The sequence below is a fragment of the Weissella sp. ESL1156 genome, from assembly GCF_058505625.1.
Genome location: NZ_CP196372.1, coordinates 533,546 through 558,055 on the forward strand (window position 1 = coordinate 533,546; position 24,510 = coordinate 558,055).

Genomic DNA, 24,510 nt, shown 5'->3' on the forward strand with positions numbered 1-24,510 from the left:
GCAGAATCACAAGCCTATCGGCAATTAAAAACAGTTTTATTTAACAGTTTTCAAACGGTCCTGTTGAAGGGGCTAATAACAAAATCAAAGCTATAGACAAAAAGCTTATTTGTCGAAGGCATTGTCGGGCCTTGAATCCTAATTTATAACTGCTTTTATGATGCTTAACTTGTAATGCGCCAACATCTTGTTTCCGAGCAGTATTTATCCGTCTTCTAAGTATAGAATTGTAATTTGATTACAGGTCCATTTAACGAAATTTTCCCCTTGAAGTAAAGAGGTGCATGCTATTAATCTTAAAATCAGTTGAATATTTAGACATTAAAAATATCCCATAATCACTAAATTTTTATGTCTAACAATTATGGAGCACTTCAATGAATTCTTTGACTTTTACTATTTAAAATTATGTGATTAATCTAAATTTCTAAGTGAAAGTGAATTACTTTCGAATAAAATTTATTTCAGCCTTTACCTATTTGTTCTATATCTATGAACTTATTGTTGACCCACCTTTATAACGTAACAGGCAAGTATATACCAAGGATGCATACTTCTCTTTTTTTCCATTCATTACCAATGGATAGTTGCTTAGTTGATAGTTGTAAGTCTTGGTTACATCAATTGCTTGATTCTTTTGCGATATATTCTTCATGACAATTCGATAATTGCCGGGTTGAAGAGTTTTATGTAAGCGATATACATAACCCGCACAGTACATTTGATATCGTTGCTGTGTTTGTCGATTTTCTAAAACCACATGAACCCTTGAGCCCTCATGAACTTGAACTGAGAAATAATTTGCACGGCCATTTAAATCAACATCTTCTGTCATTTGCTTACCAGGTGTCAACATGAATGGTTTTGCTTGATATTGCACAGACAATTGGCTACGTTGTGCTGCAATAACTGTATTTTGGGGATGCTCATGACCCAAGCCAATCGTAAATCCTAAACCAACTAGACACAATGGTATCAATGAAAGTACCGCAACTATCCTTGAATTGGTAAATAATCGTTTTCTATCTGTTTCAGGTACCGATATTGCTGCCAATGTGAACCAAATTAATGGCAAGATAATCTGTCCGTAGCGCGTTTCTGCCTCCCAGAGTAACGTGTGAAAAGCTAGATATCCTAACGAGGCAACTACAGCAAGCACAGCGACGACTTGTTGATTATGCTTGAAGTCAGGTTGCCATGATAATAAGCGCAAAATCAGGGTAAACCAAAGAACTATCGTCGCAGCAGTATAACTTAAGATAACGATAACCCTAATCGGTTGTGCTATCTGTTGATACCAATTGGGCGTACTACGATAACCACCGTTATACCAGTCCTGAATGCTTTGGACATTAAGTACAACACCCAGCTTTACCACCCATAATTTAACCGTACCACCAACACCTAATTTTTCAAATCGCTTAGTAATCTTCTTTAGATCATATTGTTGGCGCACTTTTTTATTGGGTTGCTGAATTGCTCGGCGTACATCGTTACCATTATACATCCCCTTATGTTGCGCATTTGCTCCCATCAAAATCCAATGACTGACAGGAAATTCATACTTGGTTTCAGTATGAAAATGACTGACTTGATAAATAGCACGTGTTGCTGGCACGCTTAGTCCAAATCCAAATATAATCAGCAATGTCGGTAGTAACAATTTACTTTGTTTCAGTAACTTCTTATGCCACAAAATAAACATAAGAATCATCAATGCTGGGACTAATACAATAATATTTGACTTGAGAAGCATTCCCAACGTACTAATAAATACTAATCCAATACCTGTGACCAGATGGTATTTTTGAGATTTACCTGGCCATTGCATCATAATGCGCATGATAAGAAATAATATCAGCATACTTGGTAAATCTGAATAAAATACTTGTAAGTAATAGGTATAAGCAAATGGTGTCAGAACAAAAAAAGCAGTTGCACCAATCAATAAACTTTTACGATAGCTCAACTGCCAAATCGTCCGCAATAACAAAACAATAAATATATCCAGAACCAGAATACTTAACGTATGAATAGATATATTTGTACTTAAATGGAATAACTGTGTTAATTGCAACCAGAGAGACATTAAATATGCTAAAGGGACATTATTTGCATAACGCCAAAAATAAGTAATCCCCCAGGTCATATTTCCCGCTGCCATTTGATCAGCTTGTGATAAGACACGATAAGGATCATGGTATACTGTGTTCGACATAACTGATAGTATAACGATTTGCCCAATGAACATGGCAATCAATCCAATACCCACAATCCGTTTGACACGTTTGACTGATAGTTGATTAATACCGCCCGCAAAAAGATGTGCCGTCAAGAACAAAATTAAGGTAACAACTAGTACCGCAATCTCTGAATATCTTATCAAATTCCCAAGTATGCCAATAATCAAACAGATAACCAACACAACCGAGAAAAACATTGGGTAAATCCTACGTTTCATTATTTCCCCTTTTTATCAATTCTACTCAATAATCGTTTGAATTGTATAACGTGGCCGACCCTTTACTTCATTGATCACTTTACCAATATATTCGCCAATAACCCCTAAGCTAATCATTTGAATACCGCTCACAAACCACATTGATACCATCAACGATGACCAACCATGATCGGTTAATCCTAATATTTTCATCACAATGGCATATATGACCATACCAATTGAAAGTAGGCAAGCAAGGACGCCAAAACATAAAATTAAACGGACAGGCGCAATCGTCAAACTTGTAATACCTTCCCATGCGAATGATAACATTTTTTTCAAAGGATATTTAGACTCACCCGCTAATCGTGGTGTACGTTTATAGTCTACTTCACCAGTTTTAAATCCTAATTTTGGAATAATTCCTCTAATAAAAAAGTTACGCTCTGAATAAGACAATAAAGTCTTCACAGCTCTTTTAGACATTAATCGAAAATCAGCATGGTTCGGTACTAATTCAACTCCTAATGCGTGCAATGTCCAGTAATATCCCCGCGCGGTCGTTCGCTTGAACCAAGTATCGGAATCACGATTATTTCTCACGCCATAGACGATTTCGTCGCCGTCCATCGCCATTGAGACCATGTCTAATATTTTTTCAGGATCATCCTGTAAATCAGCATCAATTGTCACCAGAAAGTCAGCTGTTTTAACTGCTTCTTGTAATCCTGCCAACAAAGCTGCTTGATGACCAAAATTACGGGAAAATTGTAGCCCACGAACACGTGGGTTTTCCTTATGTAGTTTTTCTACCAATGACCAGGTTTGATCCGTTGAGCCATCATCAACAATGACAATATCAGCACGCATTCCCAGCATATAATCATGTTGCTCGGCAACCTGATCTTCAATAGCTAGCAATCGATGAACTGAATTTACTAACATTTCTGATTCATTGAAAGCTGGTATAATGATCGTTAATTTTTGTATTTTCATAATGTTTTTTCCCTTTCTGGCAGAAAACGCTGAATAAAACTTTTTATTGGTACTTCATATGCAGTGCACAACAACCAATAACCTGTTGCCAAAATAACACTGGCCAGCACATCTGATCCAAAATGATCACGCAAGTAAACTCTCGATACAGCCACAAAGCCGATCCAAACAATCCCAATCATTCTAACAACTAATTTATTTTCCTCATCATGAATTTTCGGTAGTAATAAACTTAAAATCGATAAGACCAAAATGGTCGTACAAAATGTATGTCCACTGGGGAAACTAAACCCTGTATCTGGTACTAGTTGATTAATTGGACGTGGACGAGCAACCATTTGCTTGGCTATTTCAGTAATGGCAGATCCAGATAGTTGGATGCCACCCAGCCAAATACTTGTCATAACTTGCTTTTTAAAAAACAACCAAGCACATAACAAAGCCGTTAAAATAATGACTGTCAATGGACTACCTAAAAATGCAATAATATTAAAAATTGCTGTGTTCAAAGGAATGTAGGCATTTGCCATCAACTGTGTTATTGCTGAATCAAATTCATTTACCCAATCTGAATGAAGAGCCACGCTGATGGCCAGCATAATAAAAACAGCTAATAATCCTGTACCAAAAAGTTTTTTTCGTCTATTAGCCATCAGTCACACCCACTCGATTACGTATTGTCATAATAAGAGCTGGTAACAATGAAATAATGATGATTGCTATCATGATTATTTCGAAATGCGATTTAACAATGGCAATATTGCCAAAGAAATATCCCGCACCAACTGCAACTGCCACCCATGTCACTCCACCTAAAATGTTGTACTTCGCAAAATCACGATATTTCATATGGCTAACACCTGCTGTAAATGGAATGATAGTTCTAATGATTGGCATAAATCGTCCTAAAAATGTGGCTGGCTTACCATGGCGAGCAAAGAATATTTCCGATCGTCTTAAATATTTGGGCTTAATAAACCGACGTAATTTCTCATTACGCATAATGTATTCTCCAAAATGTTCACCAATTTCAAAATTCAAAGAGTCACCGATTACCGCAGCAATACTAAGAGCTAATAACAAAATCCAAATGTTCAAGGAATGATTGCTCATTGCGGCAAGTGAGCCACATAAGAACAATAGCGAATCCCCCGGTAAAAAAGGCAGTATCACAATACCGGTTTCAATAAAAATCAATGCAAACAGACCAACATAAATCCAACTACCATATTGGCCAATTAAACCCGGCAACAGTTGATTTAAATTTGGCACCAGGCTTGTAATTAATAAGACAGACATATATCTTCTCCTTTAAATCTAACTTTCTTAGTTATCGATATTTAAAGGATAAACAAATTTAGCAATGCATCCTATCTACAGAAAATAAATTAAAAATTAATTTTTTTCAGATTCCGTCAGTTAAACACGACTAATACAACGTCTATTTCTGAATAAAATTCAGATTTCTTAATAGAACAAAAAAAGTTTCTCAAAAAATTGAGAAACTTTTTTAAAACTATCATATGGTATGCGCAGGTATTGTCAATATAAAAATACTCCCTTGCGGGTGATTATCTTTAACTTGAATGTCCCCGCCCATTAATTTAATTAATTGGTCAGCAATTGCCAGTCCCAATCCGGTCCCCTTTATTGAACCTCGGACTTCTGCACTACGATAAAACCGTTCAAAAATATGTGCTTTATCTTCATCACTGATACCTTGGCCTTGATCTTTAATCGTAATGACATAATTACCCTGTGAATTTGTTTCAAGTTGGATTTCAATCGTACTATCTTCAGATGAATATTTCGATGCATTCGTCAACAGACTATTTAAAACCTGATCAATCGCATTTTCATTTCCATTCATATACACATCGGGTTGAATGGTCATCACGAATTTCTGTGGGAACGTATTGTTAAGTTTTTGAACAGCATATGTAACCGTGTCACTTAAATCAATATCATGCACGTCCAATACCAACTGATCCACTCGTGATAATGCCAATAATTCATCAATCAATTGTTGCATTTGTCGTGATTCATCTGTGATATAACGTACGGATTTCTCAATAATTTCCGGATGATCTTTACCATGACGCTCAATTAATTGCGCATGGCTCCTGATTGTCGCAATCGGTGTCCGTAATTCATGTGCTGCATTCATCACAAATATTTTTTGTTGTTCTTGTCTTTTATTAAGCATTGCTAATAATTCATTAAAATTCGCCGCTAATTCAGTAACCTCTGTTGGTTGTTCAGGAACTGGTAATCTCATTGACCCAGGCTCTTTGGCAGACGCAATGACCTTAGTATTTTGTGAAAGATCAGCTATTGGATTTGTGAGACGCTTTGTTAAACGACGAATGTACAATGGCATAACAATTAGTGTCACGCATAAAAGTATCGCTGTTACTAAAATCACACGTAATAATACTGCCAGTTGCGAATGCATACTCTGCCAAAGCGTATAGTAAATACCCTTGGCATGGACAACACGATGATATAAAAAACCAAACGCTGGTCGATAATAAAGATTTGGAATAAACGGTACTTTTACAGGTTCAATCTGTAAAATATACTGTGCATTTGGCGAAAAATATCGTTCGCGCTTCGCATCTTGTCGTAAATTATGCACATAAACATAACTAGCACTAGTATCCAATGTGTTATTACGACGCCATTCCTGCCAATCATCGTCGTCATCAATATTTGCTTTTTTTAGACTAGTTGTAATGTGATTGGTCGTCTGATGAACTTCTTCCAGCAGTTGGTGGCCAACGGCAATAATAATGCACACACCTAAGGAAACGGTCAATATCGTCACCATTGTAATTAAGTTACGTAGCATAATCGTTGCACTCGATTGCTGTTGTTTTCTTTGACTCAACATGGGATTCACCTAGCTTGCACATTTTGTGACAGCATATAACCAACACCACGTACAGTATGAATTAATTTTTGATTACCAGGGTCAGCGTCAATTTTTGAGCGTAAATTTCTAACGTAAACATCTAAAATATTTGGTTGACCCTCAAAATCAACACCCCAAACTTCATCTAGTAAGCTATCACGAGAACAAGTCTCATCTTCATTAGTAACAAGGACAACCAATAATTCATACTCTCGTTGCGTTAATGGAATAATTTTGTCATGACGAGACACCCGTTTTGTGGTTGTATCAACCGTTAAATCCCCAACTGTATAAACCTTAGCTTGATGATCTGTTTTCTGACTATGCCTTAAACTAACTTCAATCCGGGCCAGTAATTCTTCTACTTCAAAAGGTTTGGTCATATAATCATCTGCACCACCGGTCAAACCGGCAATCTTATCACCAATATAATCGCGAGCGGTTAACATAATAACTGGAATTTGACTATTTTTTCTAATTCTCCGTAGCACACTGAATCCATCTAGTTTTGGTAACATCCAATCTAAAATAATCAAGTTTAGTTCTTGTTCATGCTCGTGAAATAAATCCAACGCTTCTTGACCATCTTTTGCCCAGATTATAACCATGTCTTCCAATTCAAATTCTGTCTTTAAAGAATCTGCTAATCCTTCTTCATCTTCAACTAGTAAAATTTTTGTTTTCAAGATTTGCCTCCAAGTTAAATTTCAAAATAAACGTCATTTTTTGTATTATAGTATGCAACTGTCTGAAAAACACGCCACAAATGCTGATACTAATTCACTTGTCATTTAATAAAATAAACTAAACAAGTCAAATATGCCACTAGATGAAAATAAATGAAAACTTAATTTTTCTCAGATTTATCGACTATAAATTAATCCTTAATTTTATATATTAACGTGTAACACGACTTGGATAGTATCAACTAAAACATATCAAACACACAACACCTACTATTTTGATAATAACATTCCATAAGAAATTCTCGAATATTCTTAGAGGTGTATACAACTAGTGATTCAAAAATTTATTTGTAGTAGTTGTTAAAGTAACACTGAGTACTGCCCATCCAGCAATATATTCTACTGCCATTCATAGAATCGACCATGTACTTGGAGGACTAGTCCATACTCAAAATAAAGACTTCATGATGTATTATGTTTGATCACGGTGAAACTACATTGTTTAATCAAAATGTGACCAATCTGAAAGAAATTAACTTTTACTTTAGGACTAATTTTTTAAAGGATTCTAACTAAATATATAACTGTATACTAAAAAAAGCACGATGATCAATGCTATTAAAACATTGAGAAATAATCAAAAAATAAATTGGAAGTTTTCCGATTTATTATGGGAATTCGAGTCAGAGTATGAATATTTCGAATCGTTATCAGCTATAAACATAGCTGTACAGACTACGGCTGATCCTCCTTTCGTTAAATTCTGGTGTCCATGAATCATATTCGTATACAGCAGCCTATTATCTTGTTTATAAATATTTTGTTTGTTCATGTAATTTGTACCTACTATTAATACATGACAAGTCCATATTGAAAATGACATTAACTCACTATTAAATTAAATACTACAGTTTAGTGATTAATAATCTGATTTATCAATTGCACACTTTCTATTAATTCTTCTCGTTTAGGCACTTTAGATTCGTTTATTATAAAGTCAACATTACCCATTGCTAAATTTACCATTAAATAAGTAATGAAGTCAGATTCTTCATAATGAAATAAAGTTAAATACATATTTTTAAAAACTTCTCGCAATTGCACATCAAAACCCATTTTTCCTAAAGGAATATTCCGTAATACTTTAAGTATTTTGGCATTATCTAACAGATAAGTTACCAATTCTTTTGAAAAAAAATAATAACTATCAAAATCTTTTGGTTGTTGCCTCCTCTTTCGTTGACTAGCATCCAAAACATCTTTAAAATGATTGACTTGCTCATCAATTAATGTCACAGCCAATTCATATGTATTGGGATAATGTGTATAAAAAGTTGTCCGATCAACCATACTATCTTTCGCTAATTGTGTAACTGTAATATCTTGAAAATTTTTTGTTTCTAATGCTTGTAAAAACTTATCCCTAATTAATGTTTCAGTTCGCAAAACCGTAAATCCATTAATTTACCTCCAATTTTATTCTACATCTGTTGTCTTATTATACATCTATTAAAAAAATGATGTTTTAATTTAGCTTTATGCTTAATATAATTAACCAAATAATATAAATAAATCAGATTTGTCAGATTTGAAAGAAGGAAAAGTAATGAGCGATTATACAATTAAATTTTCTATTGATGGTAAAGAAGTTACACAACAAGAAATCCGCGATATGGAATTAAGTCGTTATTATCATGTTTTTGGGATTTTCAATAAAAAGCAAATTGATATAACGTTAAACGATGAAGTCATTTCTTATGAAGATTTAATACGCTTACCATTGACTGATGCCAAAGAAGCCTTGGCACAAACACGTGAACACATGGGAAAAGAAAAGACGCTCGAAGTATTTAAACCAGAGATTGAGCGTGGCGATACAATGTGGACAGAAATCGCCAATAATTCACGTGAAGGCGTCAACATGCAAGAAGCCTACGTTGATGTTGAAACCCAGGGCATTACACTTGTACAGTTTATGATGTTTAATCAGTCACTAGCTAAACATAACAATCTGTATCTACCTTCAACAGTGCATCCAGAACACTATTACTTTAATGCAACTAAGGATGGTCGCCAAGAAATCATTGAAACATTTGGTATGTATCAAGATCCCTCATACCTTAATTTAAAACCTGGTAAAATTAATCCAAATTTCTCTGTTCAACCAAAGGAAAATGCTGATATCGTAATGGCTGGTAATACTTACTTAATGGATACTGGTTTAGACACCAAAATGTTAGGTATGCACCAATTATCACGTACTGATGATGGCATGAAAGTCAAATTAGGTGTTCTGTTACCTGAAGGTGCTCCTAAAGAAATTGCTGAGGGTCATAAGTGGCACTTACTTGTTGAATTTAACAATGGTTTGCATATTGCAGCCAAACAACACCCTTCATTTCTCCAAAAGAAATTACTAGAAACGGTGATCAATCACATGGCAAAGAAAAATTAAATATTATTTTTTTAATTATAAATTATAAAATACACAATTATATGCAACATAAACGTGCTGACACACTATAGTAACCGGTGACCAAATATTGTAGAACCTTAATAAGCAAATGGCTCGTATAATCACTGAGACAATTTCACGATTTTCACACTATTTGCAATTGAACGAAAAAAGCCTGAATACAAGGTCTAACCTTATATTCAGGCTTTTAAAAATTTATATTACTTTTTACCAGACAAATTATTAGTCGAGTAAAAATCATAAACAAAGCTTCTTTACAAGACAAAACTACAACAGACCAGCAAATATAAATGCTCCCCTTCATAAATTGTTAGAACATCTTGAAAGCTTGATCTATTTCTTGGAATTCATCTTGTGTCAAATTAATTTGCAGTGCAACTGCATTACTTTTAACTTGCTCAAGATTTCTAGCATCTGGGATAACAATACTAATTTCTGGATTGGCAATATACCAGGCTAAAACAATTTGTGTTACTGTAGCCTCATACTTTTGAGAAATTTCTCGTATTTTTTCTAGACCTATCAAAGCATCTTTATATTCGTTCTCTGTAAAATTCTTTAGGAGTTTTCCGCCATCACTATTCTTAAACTGGTTCCAATCTTTTGACGTATATTTTCCAGTCAACAAGCCAGAGGCTAATGGAAAATAGGGTACAAAAGAAATTTGATTTTCTTGCAAGTAATCCATTTCCTCTCGGACTTTTTTCCTATAGACTAGACTAAATTGATTTTCAACAACATCAACTTTCCCATTTTTATTAGCTTCTTTTATTTGATCTAGTGAAAAATTTGAAACACCAATTGCCCTAATTTTCCCAGCATTTCGCAATTCATCTAGGACTTCGACTGCTTCGTCTTTAGGCGTGTTATCATCTGGATAATGCAAATAAAAAATGTCGATATAGTCAGTCTTAAGTCGTAACAGTGCTTCATCAACAGATTTTTTAATGAATGCCGCACTATTATTCATAGCCATATTTTTCTCTTTATCATGCGCTGCTTTTGTGGCTATTACTACTTTGGAACGATCGTAATCTTGTAAAACATCACCAATTATTTCTTCTGAGCGCCCAAATCCGTATGAGTATGCCGTATCAAGTACGGTTATTCCTTGTTCAATCTTTCACGAAATAAAGCGTAGCCGTCTTTTTCATCAAGATTCTGAAACAAATTATGGCCACCAACTTTATTTGTTCCTAAACCCAATTTGGTTGCAATAACATTGCTTTTACCAATTTTCACTTGTTTTGTCATGTCTATACCCCTTTCAAAACAAATTCTATATAGTGAACAGTCGTTGTCTTATAATGACAATTGTTCCGTCAATAATGTAATTACTGTCTTGTTTTTAAATTCTACATTCTAGTTTCTAAATAAATATAGTTTTTAAAAAGTTATATTTTTTCATATACTCCCCCTAAGACAATGAATTAACCCCACAATTTTAGTGTAGCTTTCTAAAATTTAATTTACCAGTACTAACCATTTTAATGCTACCCATTATTTATAAACTGAATATATTACTGATAACACATCCCCCCAATGGAAAAAATATGTTACCTTGATTAAGGTATTGACAGCCAAAAATTTTTGGTTTTTTCATTGCCATGTTGTGATTTATTTGCAAAAAAAGAGCGCCATGCTGTATACACGGAGCTCAAATTAATTCAACGGTGGCTGCTTTAATACAAAGTTTAGCCCGTCCGACTTGTCAAAATTATAGACGTTTTTTAGTTTGTCCTACTTCTTGTAGTGGTTGTCGATATGCATCAATAACGCCAGCAAGAAAATCCCTGAACAATATCATTAACGATATTTCCTCGTGAACAGACGTCTTGGGCTCCCCCCTTCGTTAGGTTTTAGTGTAAAATTTAATCAATTAATAATACAAGTTATTCATTGATATCTATTATTAAGGAATCAAAAAATATTTTTCTCTTGTATTAAGAAGTATTATCAAACCATCAGTCAACGCCTCAGTTGCTGTAGTTGTATTGGATGACAAATCGGACTATTGACCAAATTAAATTGATTTTTCACCGCACATCAGATTCTAAAATTTCATTTCACCATTAAAATTTTTAACATTATATTTAATATTCTTCAGCACAATTTTTGATAGAGTGAATCAACTTATTTTTTATTTTCACAAATCAATCAACGCTTTTTAAAGCTTCTAACATATCTACCGCATCAATTTTGTGTTTCATTAATATAGCTACTAACAATGTAAATAGCGCAATTAAAAATGTCGCAATAGCATATATTTGCCAAGAAATACCTGGTACTGATAGCACATTTTCAGGTGTAATAATGGTCATCAAATACGAATGAACAAATATTCCGGCAATACTACCTAAGATCAATCCCACAATCGTCAATGTAATTGTTTCCCTGTAAATATATGCCAAAACTTCTCTTGGATAAAAGCCCAAAACTTTAATTGTCGATAACTATCTAATCCTTTCGGAAACATTAATATTCGTTAACGTATACAAAACAATAAATGCAAGCAGTGCACTAACAATAATAATCACCCAAACCACTTTTATTAAACTTGTCAAAATGTTATTAATTGTCTCTTTTGTTTCATCCGACTTTATAACTGTTACTGCTGAAGTAACTGAATTAAGTTCTCTGCTTACCCGATTGGCAATCTTAACTCTAAGTTTCTTTTACTGTTCATCTTTAATAGTATAATAGTCTCCAACAAAAAGATTTTGAATTTTAGCTAACTTTTTACTAATGGTATTCCGTCATTTTTAATTTATCTCATTGTTATCATCTGATTTCAATGAAATAAATAAGGTCGGATACTATTTTTAACCCATATACAATAATAAATAAACTGGCAACAATCTTGTTTAAATAAAAGATTGTTGCCAGTTTTTCAGTCAATTTGTGTCATTAATATTTCCGTTAAAAGCCTTCAATTTGCTGAAATAGTTTCTATTATATTTTTAGGTACGTTACAAAATGCTCTATCTAAAAATTGAAGTCTACTCTTTTTAATCTTATCTAGCAGGTCAATGCCATCATCACTTAACTTAACGACACGACTACGACTATCTAAGGGACTAACAGTAGACAGAATCAACCTACTCGCCTTTAATCGTTGCAGTTGTCAGCTTGTTGTAGAGTGCGGTTGTCCAGTGAAAATACTTAATTCTTGCACTGTAATTGGTTGTAACTTTGAAATATCGATAATTATTGGAAACAACTCAAAGTCCAAATTAATATCAGTTTTTTATATTCATAATTTCTAATAGAGGCTTTAATGTCATTAAAATAAAGCTTTAAGTCGAAGTTTATGAATTTATTATTCAGATAATTTTTTTTCAATCATTGTAATTGCTGTTTTATAATATGCCATACCATAATCAACTGTGAATTTTTGGTCTTCAGACATACCATTTTTAAGCCATTGATTTAGATTATTCTCTAATGTAGCCAATTTTTCTTTTTTTCGAATTAATTCTTCTTCTAAAAGTGTTCGCTTTCTATCCTTCGTCAATGAATTACTAAAATAAAGTTTGAGTAAAAAGTCTGATTTAAAAATTTCCGGTTCAGTCTTCTCGTTGACGATTGTTTGAAATGCCTCGTTTCCAGCATTAGTAATATGAAAAATATTTTTATTCGGTTTTTCATCCTGAGTAATCTTTTCTTTCGTTACTAATCCTTCCTTCTCTAGTTTTTTTAAAGTTGGATAGATCATACCGTACCCACCGTCATAAAAATGATTTAATTGATTACGAACAATATCATTTATTTGATAGCCCGATAAACCGCCACGAGTTGATAACAACCCTAAGATAACTTCTCTACCTTTCACGACTGACTCCTTTACAATGTTATAAATTCTAGAGACTGTCTGACCAAATACTTTTAGGATAACATGGACGACTTTGTCATTATCATGTTTATATTAATTAAGTCAATATAAACATTGATTATTATAAATTACTAATTCTGTAGTATCAACTGCCATTATTGTTTTTATTTTCCCAAAAGCCTAACATAAATGCAATGACAACGATAAGGATAGGTACTGAAATGCTATAAAGTTTTTTAAACGCATTGATGATATTTACTGTGGCTTGAACCTTGATTTGCTTTAATGTTTGATTTACTTCTTTGTCAATATTTTTGACAACTGCACATTTTGCTGGCTTTTTATGCCATCTTTTGATTTTTTTATGATAGCTGTCTTGACTTGAGCTGGAACAGGCAACTTTTTAACGGTTTGACTGACGTACCCAGATGATTTTTGCTGAGCCCCAGATATATTTGTATATAGACCCGTAACAAATATTGCTACTGCTAACACAGTCCCGACTTGTCGTAGTACACCACTGACACTTTGAGATGCAGATAACAATTCTCCCGTAAAATTTGATGCTGCAATAACTGTTATGGGTCCTGTAATCAACCCATAACCTGCTCCTACAAAACAGCCATACAGCGAGGCATATATTTGTGAATCAAGTCCATTATTTGCGTAGCCGATATAACCAATAGTCATAAGAACAAACCCAAATGATATTAAAATTCTTGGTCCAAGTATTTTCAAGGCAAATCCAGCAATTGGGGACATAATAAAAATAAATATTGTAATCGGAAAAATCATTAATGATGCACCTAAAGCATTTAAATGTTCAACATCTGTATAATAGGTTGGCAATATGACAGTGACAGCTACTAAAAATAAATTACTGAGCACAATCACTATTGTTGCACCATTAAAATTCTTATTCTTAAATAATGCCAGTGGTATCATAGGTTTTTTTGATTTTAACTCGATGACTACAAATGCTGCAAAAAAAATGATTGTGATTATGATCAACGTCATTAAACGCCAAGAATACCATCCCCATAATCGACCCTGTGTTAAAGCTGTCGTAAGACTTAATAGAAATAAAACACTAAATAATGCCCCTAAAACATCAAAGTTTGTCATATTTTGTCCAGCAATCTTTAAATCTAATACGAGTAGTCCAATTATTATTGTTAATAATACAATGGGAAAATTAATGAAGAAAATCCAACGCCAGCTTAAGTACTGAGTAATAATGCCACCAATGACAGGTCCGAGCGATGCTGCTAATCCCTGAGTAACTCCTAGTAACGCAATGATGCCAGTACGCTTAGTAGTGTTTACTAAATTAATACCAAGAGTCATTGAAAGCGGAAAAATTAAGGCAGCACCAATACTTTGAACGCCTCTTCCTATCACAAGAACGTTTAATCCGATCGATAGCCCCGAAATCATTGAACCAATACCGAATATTATGAAGCCTAACATCATTAAACGATTCATCCCATATCGTTCAGCAATTCGGGTTAATGGGATTGTGAGTGACGCAAATAAAATCGTATAAATATTAAGTGCCCATGATAAATTGTTCAATGGTGTATGCAATGAATCACTAATTTGTGGTAATGCCACATTCATAACAGTTGTGTCAAGCATGCATATAAATATGCCTAATACGAATATCGTTATTTTTAGCATCTTTTTCATTATCTAAGAATCTCCAGTCACTTATATTGATAGAATCAATATTAACATCATTAATATGCTTGTCAACATTTGATTTTAAAAAAAAGCTAGCCTGAAATATCTTCTTTTCAACGAAATATTATTTATAATAGACTGCCTTGTAAGAATTTAAAATATTGCCACAAAAATGATTTATTTTGAATTATCTTCGTTATATTCACCAATAATAACTACTATTTATAAACAAAAAAGCCGTAAATTCAATGTCAATAACATCAAATTTACGGGCAATTTTCATCAACGCCATTAAAACGCTTCACGATTTTCACATTAATTATCGTTAGGATAACTTACTTAGCTAGTGATTTACTTAAACTTCACAACAATTATTTTACAGCAAAAGGATCTTTATCTGACTCATCATTCCAAACGTATTCCATATCTTTTGCAACCTTTTCTGCAATCTTCCGCCCATGCTTATCAGAAATAAACCCTAAAGCCATGTCTATTCCAGCAGAAATACCAGATGACGTATAGTACTTGTCATCTACGACCCAGCGCGCTTTTTTTTGCCAAAAAACTTGTGGAGCAGTACTAACTACCCATTCCATCGCTTTTTTATTACTGGTGGCTTTCTTTTTATCTAAAAGACCGGTTTGTGCAAGTAAAGCAGAGCCAGTGCAGATTGTTAAGACATTTTCAGCTTGTAAACAAAGTTTATTTAAAATAGCAATCCAATTTTGATTACTGACTAAAGTTCTCGTTCCCTGACCACCAGGTACAATCAAGATGCCTGTTTCTTTTATTTCTGACACAGATTTTGTCATAATTTCTGCTGAATGGTCGCTTGTGATTATGCCACCTTCAATTGAATAATAATTCAACTGATAATCTGCTTTTAACTGACCAAATACTTCCACAGGTCCAAACAAATCAAGTGTTTCAAACCGATCAAATAGTAAAAAATTAACATTCTTCATGAAATTCACCCCTCATATTTTTCAGCAATTATAACATTTTTACATCAGTAGCAACTCTCGAAAATTTCAGACCTCTTCACGAAATTTAAAGTCCGAATTAATCGCTTTTAAGAGATAAGGCATACCGACAATCATGATTGACAACCAAATAATGCCTGCAATGAAATAAATGATTGCCCCATTAGTCGTCTGTTGAAAAATAAATGTAAATACTAACGTCCCGACAGGCATAATGATTGTACAAGCTGTTGTCATAATTGTCGTTACGCGTCCTAAAATTTTCGTTGGTGTAGTTTTTTGAATGTTTACTTGCGTTGTTATATTTAACATCGCAACACCAAAACCACCAAAAAACATGACCATTGACCCAACTATACTAATCAAGTGACTATTTTTAGTAATGATCAACAAGATTCCTAGCAATATAAAATAAAAACTACAAATAAATAAAGGCGCAATAATTTTAAACTTTTCACCTTTATTATTAGGCCAAAAGTTTAATAATAACGCTGCAACAATACCGCCAATTGCATTAAAAGTATCCAAAATACCAATCAAAGCATTACCTAGATTTAATTGGACATTAATAATATACGGTAAACCAATATTGATAGCAGCAAAAATAAAATTTAGAAATACAGCAACCAAAATCAATGTTTTGATCAATGGACGTTTAAACACGTAAATTAGGCCCATCTGAAAATTTTTCAATGAAGATTTTTCTTCAACGACATCATTCATATTAGACGGTTCATTATAATAAAAATGCATCGTTGTCACAATCGCTACTGATACTAATAAGGCACCGATTGCTATCCAAATAAAGATACGAAATCCAAAAGCAGCATATACCCCAACCCCCAACATCGGTGCGAAAATATTTGATATAGAACTAGCACCACTTGTTAATGAACTTAATTGCTGTATTTTTTGATCATTTACCAATTCATGAACTGATGCAGCATACGCAGTACTTGCAAAAACAGTTGCAATGGTATTTACAGCAACAAAAATGATAATTGGAATGAATTTAAACATGTCCGTAAAATAATCAATTGTCAATACTAGAGCCAGTAGTAGTAATATACGAATTAACATACTTGTAATAATGATTTGCTTGTGTGGTAATCGATCAGTTAAATTACCTATTGGAACCATAAATAAAAAACTAATCACTGGACTAATCGCTAATTCGACGCCAAAACTTAATGCTGAATGCGTTTGATTTAAAAGCATTAGTCCCAGACCATACGTAAACATATTACTGCTTAATGAACTAATCAGGTTAGTTAATACGTCTTTAAAGATTTGTTTATTTGAAGCCTGCACACTAATTATCATAACTTTTTCTCCTTTATTAATTGGTAATTTCACTTTATCAATAAATTGAGAGATAATATTATTAACTAGGTTGCAAATATGCAACATGATAACAGGAGAAAAATATGAATAAACTAGGTCCTGCGATTAAAAAAATACGTATTATCAAAGGCTTGTCACAAAAACAGGTATATACAAATATTATTTCACGATCGTTCGCTAATCGATTTGAAAGTGGCGCTAATGATATTCAAGCCGAAAAGTTTTTAATGATTCTTGATAATTTAGGTATTTCGCCTTCTGAGTTTCAATATATTAACAACGGTTATGAATTACCGATTTCTGAGCAACTAATAGCTAAAATAAACTACTTATATGAAACACATGCTTTTAAAACATTATCAAACTGGGTTAAACAGCATAAAAATTCGCATAATATTCGAATACAGATTGTTAGTGGTTATGCCGAAGTATTATTAGCCGCTTATAGCTATCATCATTTTCCATTGTCAAAAAATATGCAGATGTTAATGCTGCATTTATTGCATGAAAAAAGTTGGACGCTCCAAGAAATTAAAATGGTTAAAATCTTGATTCCCATCATCGCAACTCATAAACAATTTCATATTGATATTGAAACAATCACAGCTCGTATTGAAGAAAATTATAAACATTATTTAACAAAATATGCCGACCCTTTTCAAATTTCTGATGAATTAATTAATTACTATGGGGTCGTCTTACAAAATTATTTAAATACTAAACATTATCAAGCAGCATATAATTTACGCCATAAGTTTGATGCCGATAAACTTTTCTTAGATTGGAACGGGCAAATTTCTAAACAACTATGGTTAGCTGTATGGGAGTTATACTTTGGTAATTATAAAACTGGGAAAGAAACGCTGATTAAAATAATCGATTTTAAATCAATGTTTCAAACAAGTTTTTCATTAAACATTGATGCAATATTTAAAATCCGTGTGGCTGATGCAAAAGCTTATCGATTGACCAAACGGATTGAATAACGGTATTATCACTTGCACAGGGGGAAAAATGTATGAATTATCAAGATTACGTTAATATGGCGCTAACAGACAATGACGAAATCAAACTTATTCTCAAAGGAGAAATTTTAAGTGAACATAATAAAAAATGGGTGTTGTTTCAGTCGTGTTCATTAGTAAAAATCCGCAAAAAGCCAAAATAAAATTGGACGAACTTAACAAAAATAAAAATAGTGATGATTATTATATGTTATACAGTTGTCCAACAGATGTAGACCTAACTAAATTATCTCATTACCCTTCTATTGAAATTAACCAAGAAGATTTTATGCCATAATTTATTTCACAACTATTGTTTACATCCGTCGTGTTCATTAAGCATTATTTATCTGCCAAAGAATGGGGTAATGCTGAAAATTCCAGCTATCCATTGACTTCGTTGCAACTTTTTTAGCAATAGTCGTCCAGTTTCTGATAAGGTACCATCAATAGATAACCGTCGTAACGCCTTAATCAAGTCCAACACTTCTTTGTCCTGATTTTTATTATTAATTCTATTGATCGTATCATTTATGACTTTTTTCTCATCATTGTTTGTATTTGGATGTTTCTCTAAAAAATTTAATAAAAAAATTTTTTTGTCATTTTTAAACATATTATCTACCTCAATTATTGTGAATAGTCTATCAATAATCTGTGTCCAATCATTAAAGGCAACATCAGTTATATGTTACATTGATCAGATTAATTGAAGCATCTTCCATGATTTTATATCTTTACTATACAAAGAAAGCATATGGTTCAGCAGTATATTTATATTACCACTTTCCTAGATTTCTTATGACAGTATCACTTATAACTGATACACGATCTGGCAATATCAGTTACTAATAGATTATTATTTATTAATATTAAGTAGCTAATATCGAAATATGCAGTTTTTTGTTAACGAAATAAATCGTGCTACAATTTACCTATCAGTAATTAACATATTTTGCCTACAATTTTTAATCTTGTGCATCCATCTATTCTCTAAATTTTAATGTGTACATTTTTTAGTGATCATTCATGGGAGGTTCTGTATCATGAAGCCAACATTTTCCATTGCAACGGAAAAAGATTTACCCGAAATTGTTCGTATCTATAATCAAGCGATTCCAACCCGACAATCAACCGCTGACTTAAGTCCCGTTACTGTGTCAGACTGCAAAACTTGGTTTTTATCCCATAACAAAAAGCACCGTCCTCTCTGGATTATTCAGTTAGAAAACACGACTGTTGGTTGGATAAGTTTGTCTGATTTTTATGGACGAATTGCCTATCATAAAACAGCTGAAGTAAGCATTTATATCAATCAAAATTATATTGGTAATCACCTCGGTTCTCAGGCACTGACATTTGTGGAAAATAATGTTAAAAGCCTTGGCATTGAGACAATATTAGCGTTTATTTTTAGTCACAATATTGCCAGTCAACATCTATTTAAAAAATTTAATTATCAGACTTGGGCACATTTACCTGAAGTAGCCGAAATGGATGGTATTAAACGTGACTTAGATATTTTAGGGAAAAAATATCAGTAAGTTCTTCTAGTAAGGAATGACACTATGAAACAAATATAATGAATTAACAAATTTTTACCATATGAATGCTAATCTAGTTCAAGCAGAAACAAGTTTAAAAAATCTGCTGTCTAGATAACTAACTCTAACGTCAGTTACTAGCGTTTTTTATTTCAAATAATTATTAACTAAAAACCACTAAATTTCGAAAAATTTAGTGGTTTTTAGGTACAATTATTCATTTAAATATTTTCTATTGATAACACAATTTGATATTTAATAAAAAATCATATATTTGTATTTAATATCAGTCCATAAAAAGTGAGTGCGACAAAAGATGTTTAAGGCGTATCATGCAAAATAGTTTCTTACTATCTTTGGCATACATGCCTATTAAACGTGATCAGCATGATTTTTTGATTGCGCGTTATCTTGTCCGTAATAAGCATTTGCACCATGCTTACGATAATAATGCTTATCTAACAAGTATTGTGGTAAATCAGAATTATTATGCGTTAATGACATTGTATGATAATCTTCTTCAGCAACTACTTCAAGAACTTTCGCATTATAGACTGCTTTGTCCGGTGTTGGTCCCCACGCAAAAGGACCGTGTTGACTAACTAAAGCTGCTGGTACCGCTTCATAATCAATGTGTCGTTCATTAAATGTCTTTACAATTGTTTTACCAGTATTACCTTCATAATCTTCTTCGATCTCGCTTTGGTTAAGCGCATCTGCCGCCGGAATATCACCATAAAAGGTATCTGCATGTGTCGTATTCATTGCCGGAACATCCATTTTTGCAGCAGCAAAAGAAACAGCCCATGGTGAATGCGTATGCACAATCCCACCAACGTTTGGAAAATGATTATACAGATACGTATGTGTTGGCGTATCACTTGATGGATTCATATTACCCTCAACAACTTTACCATTTAAATCAATAACAACCATTTGCTCAGGTTTTAATTCATCATATGAAACACCAGATGGTTTAATAACAAATAATCCTTTTTCCCGATCAATACCAGATACATTTCCCCAAGTAAAAGAAACCAAGCCTAACGCTGGCAGTTTCATATTAGCCTCATAAACTTCTTGTTTTAAATTTTCAAGCATTCGTTTTTACTCCTTCAAAATAATCTATCGGCTCTTGCATAATACCCACTTTTTCGAAAATATCAGCAAAGAACTTCTTAGCATGTTTCAATTCGGCGATCGCATTGTTATTAGCACCTGTCCACATCTCAACGGTGTAACTTCCTGAATAATTTAGTCTGTTTAACATCCGTAAACATCCTTCAAAATCAACACAACCTGTACCAAATGGAACTTCTTTAAATTTTCCTTTGGATGTGGATGTGACTGGTAAAGTATCCTTAAGATGAATAGCTGCAATATTTTGCACATAATCCTCAATATCGTAAGAAATATCATTTTCTGGCCAGGCAGAAATATTTCCCAAATCGGGATAAGCTTGTAACCAAGGACTTTTGATTAATTTTTTATAATGTGAAATTTTGCTAATCGAATTAATGAATGGATCATCCATTGTTTCTATTGAAAGCATTACCATTTTTTTGGCGGCCATACGCACACATTTTTCTAAATTTTCAACAAATAATTCTCGTGACTCAACCGTTTTCTTCTCATAATACACATCATAACCGGCCACTTGAATATTCCTAATGCCTAAGTCAACGGCCAAATCAATTGCTTTTTCCATAATGGTTAACGATTCTTGACGAATTTTTTCATCGGCAGAACCCAATGGATAGAGTCGTTGTCCTGAAAGCATTAAGGTATTAATACGACTATGCGTCTTCCACATAATATCTCTAAAATCCGTTCTTTGAGCGCGTGTCCAATCCAAACGAGCTAATCTGTCGTCACTTTCATCAATAGAAAATTCTAAAAAATTAAATCCTAATTCGTGTACTAAATTAAATTTTTCTTCCCACGTTAAATCCTGTGGCAAGGCTTTTTCATAAATTCCCAATGCATTTACTGTCATGTTATTTACCTTCTTGAAATGACTTTAAGAGTTCCCAATTACCATCTAAAGCATTCATCAATGAAACAAATGCCGCATATTTTTTGTCATAAACAGACGTTTGATCAGCTTGGGGCTCATACCTTCTCTTAACATGGCACATCTTAACAACAGCTTCCTCAAGGGTCGCATATTCACCTGAACCTACCGCTGCTGCCATGGCGCCACCCAAACCACCAAGTTCATTAGCTTCAACTAATTCAATCGGCAAATTTAAAACATCTGCAAACATTTGTACCCAACTTGATGAATTTGTACCACCACCAGACATTCGAATAACTTCTGGTTTCTTGCCTAAAACAGTCAATAACTTTTGTACATGATACTTATGAGCAAAAGTTATTCCTTCATACACAGCTCGAATTAACTCCGATTTTGTTGTGGTACTTTGGAGACCAATAAATGAAGCAGTTGCCTTCGCATCAGAATTGCTACCATATAGATAAGGAAAGAAAATAACTTTAGAAAAGTTCGCATCGGTGTTTTCTAAAAACACCTCTAAAGTATCATAAATTGAATTACCACTTGCCTTTGCATCACGTATTTCCGATGTCATCAACATATTAATGATAATCGACAAATTTCCAGCTGAAGTTGGACTTGAGGCCTCAATCAAATGCTTACCCGTTGGAAAAATAGAGTTCATTAAGCCACTTTCAAGTGAGGCTAATTTACTGTCAGCAAATGTATTCATATTCCATGTACCTGCAATTAAACTTAGTTTGTCATTATTTAAGACACCTGTCGCAATTGCACATGCATCAATATCAAACATTCCACCAAATACTGGCGTACCAACTCGTAACCCTGTCATCGTCGCAATTTCATTCGTGATGACACCACATTGATCAGTCGCATTTACCAAATCTGGCATCTTATCGAACATTTCAGAAATTTCAAAAAAATCAAATAGTCTCTGATCATATTGTCTTGAATTTAAATTAATAAAGTTATTTCCAGATGCATCCCCAATTTCTTGCTTAATTTCACCAGTTAATAAAAACCGTACAAAATCTTTATTGGATAAAACTTTCCCAATTTGATTGTAACGTTCAGGTTCATACTCTTTTAACCATCGCAAAATAACCGGTGCCTGACTTGACATCACATGTTGGTGACTAATGTCAAAAATTTCTGTCACTTTATTTTCAAAATTTGCTGCATAATCTGCTGCACGACTATCAGCAGATAAAATACCATTCATAAAAATTTGATTATTCTTATCTAGAACATACAATCCTTTACCATGACCCACCGTTGTAACGCCAACAATATCATTACCACATAGGCTAGCCTTAGTTAATGCATCCTTTACAGCAATTACTAATTTATCTTTTAGATCTAGTAAATTAATTTCATGGAATCCTGCTTTTCGTTCAAGTCCTTTTGTCGGAAAGGCTGAAACTGAAGTTTGACAACCTTTATCGTCAAAAATAGTCACCTTTGTATTTGTGCCACCATTATCAATTGTTAAATAATAGTTTGTCATAAAACTTTCCCCTAGTTTAGACTAATCTCGTAAACAGCTACTTTGTTTGATTCTCGATTCGCTGATAGTAAAAATTCTCGACCATTTTTTTCATAAACTGTCACGTTACTTGGACCAACTTTTTCATCAATCAATTGTGTATCTAATTGATCACTAGTGATTAACTCTAAATTTTGTTTACCTGCACGCCAACCGAAAATAAAGTATTCATTACCGTCAATTAATGTACCACCCCAAATTGCGTGACCAAATGGTGTCTCTGGCTGACTTAATTTAATCGTGTTAAAGTTTTCATCTGAAATTCTTAGATATGGACCATGAAATCCTTCTATTGTTAGGTATTCAGTTTGTCCGTCCTTGTTAATATCAGCACTAAAAATATCTGAAGTTTCAATATCTGATAACTGCGTTAATTGCCAATCACTAGTTGCCGTTGGATGTTGTAACTTAAAAATACCTTCCACACCAGTAATCAATGAATAATCGGTCATACGTTTATAGCCATGATTCTTGGTCAAAGCAAAATCAAGCGTATGTAAATTGTTCACCGTCTCACGGTCGTCATCATACTCACCAACCCATATCTTTCCTGGATCAGACCAATCATCTACATCTTTTTTGGAGTTTGCAATTGAGCACCCAACAAACCAATAACCCGTATGGTCTGACTTTGGAAAAATATCAAAACGATGAATATAAGGAAAGTCGCCAACAACTACTTGATCCCAATCGTGACCATTGAATTTTTCTTTAACAATCCGACAATGTGGTGCATTAAATCCAGGATAAAATTTTTGTGTTGCCAAAAAATTCAAAGTCTCTGGAATTTGTACCATTGTCATCGTACCGCCTACGGTTGACCAAACAGTCTTTCTTGCATAATTATTATTTAAATCATAGGCATAACAAGGACTATCTTCTTCTGATGCCACAACAATAAAATCCTCATTATTATTTTTAAGCCGCATAATGGCATAACAATGATCTAATTCATCTTCAAATACTTTTGTAAATATCATAATTTCCTCTTCTTTGGTTAACCGATTAACGAAAACATTAAAAAAATAGGATTACTCCTATCTTT

20 protein-coding genes and 2 pseudogenes are annotated in these 24,510 nt (G+C 33.4%); 4 read left to right on the forward strand and 18 right to left on the reverse strand.

Features of this window, described 5'->3' with window-relative positions; translation table 11 throughout:
• Positions 1-490 precede the first annotated feature (490 nt).
• The 7 genes from ACSKY2_RS02655 to ACSKY2_RS02685 all read right to left on the reverse strand — a co-directional run bounded on the left by ACSKY2_RS02655 (position 491) and on the right by ACSKY2_RS02685 (position 8,482).
• Positions 491-2,461, reverse strand: coding sequence for a hypothetical protein (locus tag ACSKY2_RS02655; RefSeq protein WP_489878049.1), 1,971 nt, complete (start codon positions 2,459-2,461; stop codon positions 491-493).
• Positions 2,462-2,482: 21 nt separating this feature from the next.
• The gene (locus ACSKY2_RS02660) at positions 2,483-3,436 is read right to left on the reverse strand and encodes a glycosyltransferase family 2 protein (RefSeq protein ID WP_489878050.1); all 954 of its coding nucleotides are present in this window, start codon (positions 3,434-3,436) and stop codon (positions 2,483-2,485) included.
• A complete protein-coding gene (locus ACSKY2_RS02665) occupies positions 3,433-4,089 on the reverse strand; it encodes a phosphatase PAP2 family protein (protein ID WP_489878051.1) in 657 nt (218 codons plus the stop codon). Before ACSKY2_RS02665 ends, ACSKY2_RS02660 begins: the two co-directional genes overlap by 4 nt.
• Positions 4,082-4,735: a VTT domain-containing protein gene (locus ACSKY2_RS02670; RefSeq protein ID WP_489878052.1), complete on the reverse strand. Its 654-nt coding sequence runs from the start codon at positions 4,733-4,735 to the stop codon at positions 4,082-4,084. The genes ACSKY2_RS02665 and ACSKY2_RS02670 overlap by 8 nt, the downstream gene beginning before the upstream one ends.
• A 220-nt stretch (positions 4,736-4,955) precedes the next feature.
• Positions 4,956-6,326, reverse strand: coding sequence for a sensor histidine kinase (locus ACSKY2_RS02675; protein WP_489878226.1), 1,371 nt, complete (start codon positions 6,324-6,326; stop codon positions 4,956-4,958).
• 8 nt (positions 6,327-6,334) lie between these two features.
• Positions 6,335-7,036 carry a response regulator transcription factor gene (locus tag ACSKY2_RS02680; RefSeq protein ID WP_489878053.1) on the reverse strand — a complete coding sequence of 234 codons (702 nt, stop codon included), beginning with the start codon at positions 7,034-7,036 and terminating at the stop codon, positions 6,335-6,337.
• A 912-nt stretch (positions 7,037-7,948) separates the two neighbouring features.
• Entirely contained in the window at positions 7,949-8,482 is a 534-nt protein-coding gene (locus tag ACSKY2_RS02685; RefSeq protein ID WP_489878054.1) for a TetR/AcrR family transcriptional regulator, read from the reverse strand.
• Positions 8,483-8,642: 160 nt separating this feature from the next.
• Between ACSKY2_RS02685 and ACSKY2_RS02690 the strand changes: the two genes are divergently transcribed.
• Positions 8,643-9,491, forward strand: a complete 849-nt coding sequence (locus ACSKY2_RS02690; RefSeq protein ID WP_489878055.1) for a hypothetical protein — start codon at positions 8,643-8,645, stop codon at positions 9,489-9,491.
• Between the two features lie 331 nt (positions 9,492-9,822).
• Here ACSKY2_RS02690 and ACSKY2_RS02695 read toward each other — a convergent pair.
• The 6 genes and pseudogenes from ACSKY2_RS02695 to ACSKY2_RS02720 all read right to left on the reverse strand — a co-directional run bounded on the left by ACSKY2_RS02695 (position 9,823) and on the right by ACSKY2_RS02720 (position 17,333).
• A pseudogene (locus ACSKY2_RS02695) lies at positions 9,823-10,766 on the reverse strand (aldo/keto reductase).
• Positions 10,767-11,665: 899 nt separating this feature from the next.
• Positions 11,666-12,043 (reverse strand): annotated as a pseudogene (locus ACSKY2_RS02700) (FtsX-like permease family protein); the annotation flags it as partial.
• 788 nt (positions 12,044-12,831) lie between these two features.
• Entirely contained in the window at positions 12,832-13,344 is a 513-nt protein-coding gene (locus ACSKY2_RS02705; protein WP_489878056.1) for a PadR family transcriptional regulator, read from the reverse strand.
• Positions 13,345-13,638: 294 nt separating this feature from the next.
• Positions 13,639-15,033 carry an MFS transporter gene (locus ACSKY2_RS02710; protein ID WP_491737206.1) on the reverse strand — a complete coding sequence of 465 codons (1,395 nt, stop codon included), beginning with the start codon at positions 15,031-15,033 and terminating at the stop codon, positions 13,639-13,641.
• 365 nt (positions 15,034-15,398) lie between these two features.
• On the reverse strand, positions 15,399-15,992 hold the full coding sequence (locus tag ACSKY2_RS02715) for a DJ-1/PfpI family protein (RefSeq protein ID WP_489878058.1): 594 nt from the start codon (positions 15,990-15,992) through the stop codon (positions 15,399-15,401).
• Positions 15,993-16,058: 66 nt separating this feature from the next.
• The gene (locus ACSKY2_RS02720; protein WP_489878059.1) at positions 16,059-17,333 is read right to left on the reverse strand and encodes an MFS transporter; all 1,275 of its coding nucleotides are present in this window, start codon (positions 17,331-17,333) and stop codon (positions 16,059-16,061) included.
• 104 nt (positions 17,334-17,437) lie between these two features.
• On the opposite strand from ACSKY2_RS02720, the gene ACSKY2_RS02725 reads away from it, so the two are divergent.
• Together ACSKY2_RS02725 and ACSKY2_RS02730 are read left to right on the forward strand one after the other, a co-directional pair.
• Positions 17,438-18,340 carry a helix-turn-helix domain-containing protein gene (locus ACSKY2_RS02725; protein WP_489878060.1) on the forward strand — a complete coding sequence of 301 codons (903 nt, stop codon included), beginning with the start codon at positions 17,438-17,440 and terminating at the stop codon, positions 18,338-18,340.
• Between the two features lie 32 nt (positions 18,341-18,372).
• Complete coding sequence (locus ACSKY2_RS02730; protein WP_489878061.1) at positions 18,373-18,522, forward strand: hypothetical protein; 150 nt, start codon at positions 18,373-18,375, stop codon at positions 18,520-18,522.
• A gap of 182 nt (positions 18,523-18,704) precedes the next feature.
• On the opposite strand, the gene ACSKY2_RS02735 is transcribed toward ACSKY2_RS02730, so the two are convergent.
• Complete coding sequence (locus tag ACSKY2_RS02735) at positions 18,705-18,974, reverse strand: hypothetical protein (protein WP_489878062.1); 270 nt, start codon at positions 18,972-18,974, stop codon at positions 18,705-18,707.
• Between the two features lie 430 nt (positions 18,975-19,404).
• On the opposite strand from ACSKY2_RS02735, the gene ACSKY2_RS02740 reads away from it, so the two are divergent.
• Positions 19,405-19,902, forward strand: a complete 498-nt coding sequence (locus tag ACSKY2_RS02740) for a GNAT family N-acetyltransferase (RefSeq protein WP_489878063.1) — start codon at positions 19,405-19,407, stop codon at positions 19,900-19,902.
• Positions 19,903-20,274: 372 nt separating this feature from the next.
• Here ACSKY2_RS02740 and ACSKY2_RS02745 read toward each other — a convergent pair whose 3' ends face one another.
• From ACSKY2_RS02745 to ACSKY2_RS02760, 4 genes are read right to left on the reverse strand one after another with little or no spacing between them, the layout of a single operon-like run.
• Positions 20,275-21,003: an L-ribulose-5-phosphate 4-epimerase gene (locus ACSKY2_RS02745; protein ID WP_489839337.1), complete on the reverse strand. Its 729-nt coding sequence runs from the start codon at positions 21,001-21,003 to the stop codon at positions 20,275-20,277.
• Positions 20,996-21,898 carry an L-ribulose-5-phosphate 3-epimerase gene (locus tag ACSKY2_RS02750; RefSeq protein ID WP_489878064.1) on the reverse strand — a complete coding sequence of 301 codons (903 nt, stop codon included), beginning with the start codon at positions 21,896-21,898 and terminating at the stop codon, positions 20,996-20,998. Before ACSKY2_RS02750 ends, ACSKY2_RS02745 begins: the two co-directional genes overlap by 8 nt.
• Before the next feature lies 1 nt (position 21,899).
• Complete coding sequence (locus ACSKY2_RS02755; protein WP_489878065.1) at positions 21,900-23,426, reverse strand: FGGY-family carbohydrate kinase; 1,527 nt, start codon at positions 23,424-23,426, stop codon at positions 21,900-21,902.
• A gap of 11 nt (positions 23,427-23,437) precedes the next feature.
• On the reverse strand, positions 23,438-24,445 hold the full coding sequence (locus tag ACSKY2_RS02760; RefSeq protein ID WP_489839300.1) for a hypothetical protein: 1,008 nt from the start codon (positions 24,443-24,445) through the stop codon (positions 23,438-23,440).
• Positions 24,446-24,510: the final 65 nt, after the last annotated feature.

Excerpts from the sequence above, each read along its gene's own strand:
- ACSKY2_RS02655 (WP_489878049.1), bottom strand. The coding sequence starts at position 2,461 with ATGAAACGTAGGATTTACCCAATGTTTTTCTCGGTTGTGTTGGTTATC.
- ACSKY2_RS02660 (WP_489878050.1), bottom strand. The coding sequence starts at position 3,436 with ATGAAAATACAAAAATTAACGATCATTATACCAGCTTTCAATGAATCA.
- ACSKY2_RS02665 (WP_489878051.1), bottom strand. The coding sequence starts at position 4,089 with ATGGCTAATAGACGAAAAAAACTTTTTGGTACAGGATTATTAGCTGTT.
- ACSKY2_RS02670 (WP_489878052.1), bottom strand. The coding sequence starts at position 4,735 with ATGTCTGTCTTATTAATTACAAGCCTGGTGCCAAATTTAAATCAACTG.
- ACSKY2_RS02690 (WP_489878055.1), top strand. The coding sequence starts at position 8,643 with ATGAGCGATTATACAATTAAATTTTCTATTGATGGTAAAGAAGTTACA.
- ACSKY2_RS02710 (WP_491737206.1), bottom strand. The coding sequence starts at position 15,033 with ATGAAAAAGATGCTAAAAATAACGATATTCGTATTAGGCATATTTATA.
- ACSKY2_RS02715 (WP_489878058.1), bottom strand. The coding sequence starts at position 15,992 with ATGAAGAATGTTAATTTTTTACTATTTGATCGGTTTGAAACACTTGAT.
- ACSKY2_RS02720 (WP_489878059.1), bottom strand. The coding sequence starts at position 17,333 with ATGATAATTAGTGTGCAGGCTTCAAATAAACAAATCTTTAAAGACGTA.
- ACSKY2_RS02725 (WP_489878060.1), top strand. The coding sequence starts at position 17,438 with ATGAATAAACTAGGTCCTGCGATTAAAAAAATACGTATTATCAAAGGC.
- ACSKY2_RS02730 (WP_489878061.1), top strand. The coding sequence starts at position 18,373 with ATGAATTATCAAGATTACGTTAATATGGCGCTAACAGACAATGACGAA.
- ACSKY2_RS02735 (WP_489878062.1), bottom strand. The coding sequence starts at position 18,974 with ATGTTTAAAAATGACAAAAAAATTTTTTTATTAAATTTTTTAGAGAAA.
- ACSKY2_RS02740 (WP_489878063.1), top strand. The coding sequence starts at position 19,405 with ATGAAGCCAACATTTTCCATTGCAACGGAAAAAGATTTACCCGAAATT.
- ACSKY2_RS02745 (WP_489839337.1), bottom strand. The coding sequence starts at position 21,003 with ATGCTTGAAAATTTAAAACAAGAAGTTTATGAGGCTAATATGAAACTG.
- ACSKY2_RS02750 (WP_489878064.1), bottom strand. The coding sequence starts at position 21,898 with ATGACAGTAAATGCATTGGGAATTTATGAAAAAGCCTTGCCACAGGAT.
- ACSKY2_RS02755 (WP_489878065.1), bottom strand. The coding sequence starts at position 23,426 with ATGACAAACTATTATTTAACAATTGATAATGGTGGCACAAATACAAAG.
- ACSKY2_RS02760 (WP_489839300.1), bottom strand. The coding sequence starts at position 24,445 with ATGATATTTACAAAAGTATTTGAAGATGAATTAGATCATTGTTATGCC.